General features: G+C 64.7%; 5 protein-coding genes. 3 read left to right on the top strand and 2 right to left on the bottom strand.

Going from position 1 to position 2,661, the window contains the following annotated elements; genetic code table 11:
• Nucleotides 1–658, top strand: a 658-nt coding sequence (locus tag EN991_RS31500; RefSeq protein ID WP_164769503.1) for a sensor histidine kinase, incomplete at its 5' end; no start/stop codon positions are given.
• A 4-nt stretch (nt 659–662) separates the two neighbouring features.
• Here the strand turns inward: EN991_RS31500 and EN991_RS31495 are convergent.
• Nucleotides 663–1,601: an alpha/beta hydrolase gene (locus EN991_RS31495; RefSeq protein ID WP_127370215.1), complete on the bottom strand. Its 939-nt coding sequence runs from the start codon at nt 1,599–1,601 to the stop codon at nt 663–665.
• A gap of 146 nt (nt 1,602–1,747) precedes the next feature.
• Between EN991_RS31495 and EN991_RS31490 the strand changes: the two genes are divergently transcribed.
• Complete coding sequence (locus EN991_RS31490; RefSeq protein WP_127370214.1) at nt 1,748–2,056, top strand: hypothetical protein; 309 nt, start codon at nt 1,748–1,750, stop codon at nt 2,054–2,056.
• Between the two features lie 91 nt (nt 2,057–2,147).
• Complete coding sequence (locus tag EN991_RS41715; RefSeq protein WP_263484935.1) at nt 2,148–2,282, top strand: hypothetical protein; 135 nt, start codon at nt 2,148–2,150, stop codon at nt 2,280–2,282.
• Between the two features lie 38 nt (nt 2,283–2,320).
• On the opposite strand, the gene EN991_RS41845 is transcribed toward EN991_RS41715, so the two are convergent.
• Nucleotides 2,321–2,661 (bottom strand): DUF982 domain-containing protein (locus EN991_RS41845; protein WP_348630512.1); only part of this gene is annotated, 341 nt, incomplete at its 5' end.

Below are 2,661 nucleotides of genomic sequence, written 5' to 3'. Positions count from 1 at the left end.
GATCAGGCTTTTGCTCCGCGAGGTGAACCATCGCGTCAAGAACCAGTTCGCGGTGATACTCTCGATGATCCGGGAGACCAGCAAACGCTCGACCGATCCGCGCGAGTTCGAGGAGATGATCCGTTCCCGCATCATGGCGCTGTCGCGGTCGCACGATCTGCTGGTGAACTCGGAATGGGCCGGCGCCAGCCTCTTCGACCTTGCCCAGGAGCAGCTCAAGCCGTTCGGCCACGAGGCGCGGGTATCGCTTTCCGGACCGCTTTTGACCCTGCAGCCGAATGCCGTGCAAAATCTCGGCATGGCGTTCCATGAACTCGGCACCAACTCTTCCAAATATGGCGCGCTGGCGAGCGAGGCCGGGCGGCTGGAGATCACCTGGCGGATCGTCGAAGGCGCTTCGGACAAGCTGGAAATCCATCTGCTCTGGGACGAGACGATGCCGGTGCGTGAGGGAGAGCGGCCCGGGGGGCGGCAAGACGAAAGCACGCGCAAGGGTTTCGGCACCGTCGTCCTGCAACGGGTCGCGCCGCAATCGCTGAACGGCTTGGCGGTGCTGGATCGCAGCCCGGGCCATCTCAGCTGGTCGCTGACGGCGCCGCTGGATTCGATCATCGTTCCGCAGCTCGGCGCTGACCTGCCTGAAACCGAAACGTCCTGACCCATCAAGGGGAGGGCGAAGGTAACTCCGATCGCGCGGAGATGCGGTGACCGGTCTCACTGAAGAAGCCGGCCAGCAGATCGGCCGTCCGCGCCGGGTCCTCCTCGGGGAAGAAGTGTCCACCCGGCATCGCCTGGCCGCGCACATCCTCAGCCCAGCCGCGCCACAGCGCCAGCGGCCCGCCTTCGCCGGCATACCAATCCGCCAACGCGCCCTGACCGCTCCATAGCGCCAGCAGCGGGCAGCGGATGCGCCGGCCGGCTGCCTTGTCGGCATGGTCATGCTCGCGGTCGAGCGTGGCTGCCGCCCGATATTCCTCGCAGATGGCATGGGCGTGGGCAGGCGTACGCAGGGCCTCGACATAGGCCCGACGCACTTCGGCTGGAAACGCCGATGGCTGTGAGCCCCAGCCGTTGAGCGCATTGTCGACGATCGCCTCGGCGGCGCCGGACAGGATCTTTTCGGGCAATGGCTCGGGCTGCGCCAGCAGCGACCATGGCCAATAGCCCAGCGCCAGCCTGGCGTCGGCGCGGTCCCAGGCATCCGCGGTCGGCACGATGTCGAGGACGGCGAGCCTGTCGATGCTGCCCGGATGGTCGAGCGCCATGCGGTAGGCGACACGCCCGCCGCGATCATGGCCGGCGACCATGAAGCTGCTGAAACCCAGCTTCTCCATCAGCCTCACCAAATCGTCCGCCATGGCGCGCTTGGCATAGGGTGCGTGGTCCGGAGTGGACGCCGGACAGGAGCTGCCGCCATAGCCGCGCAAATCGGCGCAGACGACGCTGAACCGGCTGGCCAGAGCGGGCGCGATGTCGCGCCACATCAGATGCGTCTGCGGAAAGCCGTGCAGCAACAGCAATGGCGGCCCGGTCCCGGCACGCAGGCAGAATATGCCGGCATCGCCGGTGTCGATTTCCGCGCCTTGAAAACCTTCGAACATGACCGCCTCCGGCACGCGCAACGGCCGGCGAACGGGTTTGGTTGCAATGCCGCCCGGCGACGCGGCCAACCTTTTTCGTCGACAGGCGTTGTCCCTGTGAAGGGAAGGTCGCCGCGGGCGACCGTGAAAGAAAGAAGGAGGCAGGGATGAGAACTCTCGCCATCATGCCATTCGGCCTTATGCTGGCGCTGGCAGTGCCGGCCGCAGCCCAGCAGCAGAACGACAGCCAGGCGCCGCAGGCCGACAAATGCAGGGCTCAGACCGGGCAAGGGGCAAAACAGCAGCCTGAAAAGCAAGCCGATGACGGCAATTTGACCGCGAAGCTCAACGACTGCGGCGGCGTGCTGAAACCGCCCCCGACGGGAGACCAGGGCATGGCGGCGCCGGCCCCCGACGAAGGCAAGACGCCGGTGATCAAGCCGGGTGAAGTTCCACCCCAGCCGCCGAAGCAATAAACGCCGGCTCACTGGTATTACCGCACAAGCTAATGGAACCTCGTTTTCTCGGGAGCGTTTTTCTCACGACTTGGAATTTGGAGAGATTATCGTGAGAGATATTGCAGCCACAGCCACGTTGCTTGCGTCGATCGCCATCGTGATTGCATTGATTCTTCTGGTGCCGAAGAGCTTTGGATTCGAAACCTCTCAGCCGATTGTCCAGGGCGAGCTTCCAACGAAATGACAAAGCAGGCGAGGCACGACGTCTGCTTCCTTTGACACCTACCGCACCAAGACGCCGGCGTGGCTGCAGAGCGCTGCGAACGCTTCCTGCGCCTCGGCGGCGCCTCTCTGGGTTTCCAATGCGGCTTCGACCTTCTCGCGCGCCGCCTGGTAGAACGGGCCGCGCTTGGCCTGCCGCCAATCGATCAGGATTTCGCTGGCATCCCTGAGCGTGGCGACGTCGCGGATCGTGTCCGACCCATGCGGCTTGATCCGCATCGGTGTGGGCAAAATGAGCTCAGACATGTCCTGTTTTCCAACTACTGCAGGAGTTTTGCTTCGCGCGCGGCGTCGATCACCGCCCGCATCGCTTTTTCCGGCGGCGTCCAGCCATCCAGCGC

This window comes from Mesorhizobium sp. M7A.F.Ca.US.005.03.2.1 (assembly GCF_003997795.1).
GTDB classification, from domain to species: Bacteria; Pseudomonadota; Alphaproteobacteria; order Rhizobiales; family Rhizobiaceae; genus Mesorhizobium; species Mesorhizobium ciceri.
This window is presented reverse-complemented; position numbering and strand designations above follow the sequence as displayed.

What these genes read in the sequence shown, in the direction of transcription:
- EN991_RS31495 (WP_127370215.1), bottom strand. Translation starts at nt 1,601, where the DNA reads ATGTTCGAAGGTTTTCAAGGCGCGGAAATCGACACCGGCGATGCCGGC.
- EN991_RS31490 (WP_127370214.1), top strand. Translation starts at nt 1,748, where the DNA reads ATGAGAACTCTCGCCATCATGCCATTCGGCCTTATGCTGGCGCTGGCA.